The following is a 1,486-nucleotide window of genomic DNA, read 5'->3' as shown; positions in this document are numbered from 1 at the left end:
GGACACCTATAGTCCCCAGCCGCTCCGCGATCTGGACAAGCCCTTTCTGATGCCCGTTGGCGATGTCTTCACCATCTCCGGCCGCGGCACCGTCGTGACCGGCCGTATCGAACGCGGCATCGTCAAGGTCGGTGAAGAAATCGAAATCGTCGGTATCGCTGACACCCAGAAGACCACCTGCACCGGCGTGGAAATGTTCCGCAAGCTGCTGGATCAGGGTCAAGCAGGCGACAACGTCGGTATCCTGTTGCGCGGAACCAAGCGCGAAGACGTGCAGCGTGGCCAGGTGCTGTGCAAGCCCGGCACGATCAAGCCCCACACCCACTTCACCGGCGAGATCTATGTCTTGTCCAAAGACGAGGGTGGCCGTCACACGCCGTTCTTCAACAACTACCGTCCCCAGTTCTACTTCCGCACGACCGATGTGACCGGTGCCATTGAGTTGCCAGAAGGCAAGGAAATGGTCATGCCAGGCGACAACGTGTCGATCACCGTCAAGCTGATCAACCCCATCGCCATGGAAGAAGGCCTGCGCTTCGCCATCCGCGAAGGTGGTCGTACCGTCGGCGCCGGTGTGGTTGCCAAGATCATTGCTTAAGGAGCACACATGTCTTCCAAGCAAAAAATCCGCATCCGTCTGAAGGCGTTTGATTACAAACTGATCGACAGCTCCGCTGCTGAAATCGTTGACACCGCCAAGCGCACCGGCGCGATCGTCAAGGGTCCCGTGCCCCTGCCGACCCGCATGAAGCGTTTTGACATCCTGCGCTCACCGCACGTCAACAAGACCAGCCGCGACCAGCTCGAAATCCGCACGCACCAGCGTCTGATGGACATCGTGGACCCCACCGACAAAACGGTGGACGCCCTGATGAAACTCGACCTGCCCGCTGGCGTCGACGTCGAAATCAAGTTGCAATAAGCAGCTTTTGTGAGCCCGGCGGCATTTCGATGCTGCCGGGCTTGCAGAAATAAAGCCCGCTGGTTATACTGGCGGGCTTTTCGAACTTTTGTTCGAGAGGTTCGGCTTTGCCGATACGGCCTGTCAATTTTGCAGCTGCCGTATTTCTTAAAACGTGTCGGCGTCTCGTCAGAGGTGTCGACGCATCATCAGCCCCGGCCAATTGAAGTCGGGAACGGAGAAAACAATGAGTCTTAGCAACTCCCTCGGGTTGTTGGGTCGCAAGGTGGGCATGATGCGCCTGTTCACCGATGATGGGGATTCAGTTCCTGTCACGGTGGTCGACGTGTCCAACAACCGTGTGACGCAAGTCAAAACTCAAGCCAACGATGGCTACGATGCATTGCAGGTCACCTTTGGTGCCCGCCGTGCCTCACGCGTGACCAAGCCCGAAGCGGGCCACCTGGCCAAGGCCGGTGTTGAAGCGGGTGAGATCATCCAGGAATTCCGCGTCGCCTCCGACGTCGCTGCCCAGTACCAGCCCGGTGCCGTGGTGGTCGCTACCGCGATTTTTGCGGCTGGCCA

At 58.7% G+C, this 1,486-nt stretch carries 2 protein-coding genes and 1 pseudogene; all 3 read left to right on the top strand.

The window, feature by feature from the left end; genetic code table 11:
- The coding region (locus tag Q7J58_RS12355; protein ID WP_304828265.1) for an EF-Tu/IF-2/RF-3 family GTPase at positions 1 to 598 on the top strand (598 nt) is incomplete at its 5' end.
- A 9-nt stretch (positions 599 to 607) separates the two neighbouring features.
- Positions 608 to 922, top strand: a complete 315-nt coding sequence (rpsJ, locus tag Q7J58_RS12350; RefSeq protein WP_304828262.1) for a 30S ribosomal protein S10 — start codon at positions 608 to 610, stop codon at positions 920 to 922.
- Positions 923 to 1,148: 226 nt separating this feature from the next.
- Positions 1,149 to 1,486, top strand: a pseudogene (locus tag Q7J58_RS12345) (50S ribosomal protein L3); the annotation flags it as partial.

Origin of the sequence: Hydrogenophaga sp. (genome assembly GCF_030656115.1) — a bacterium.
Lineage (GTDB): Bacteria > Pseudomonadota > Gammaproteobacteria > Burkholderiales > Burkholderiaceae_C > Hydrogenophaga.
This window is presented reverse-complemented; position numbering and strand designations above follow the sequence as displayed.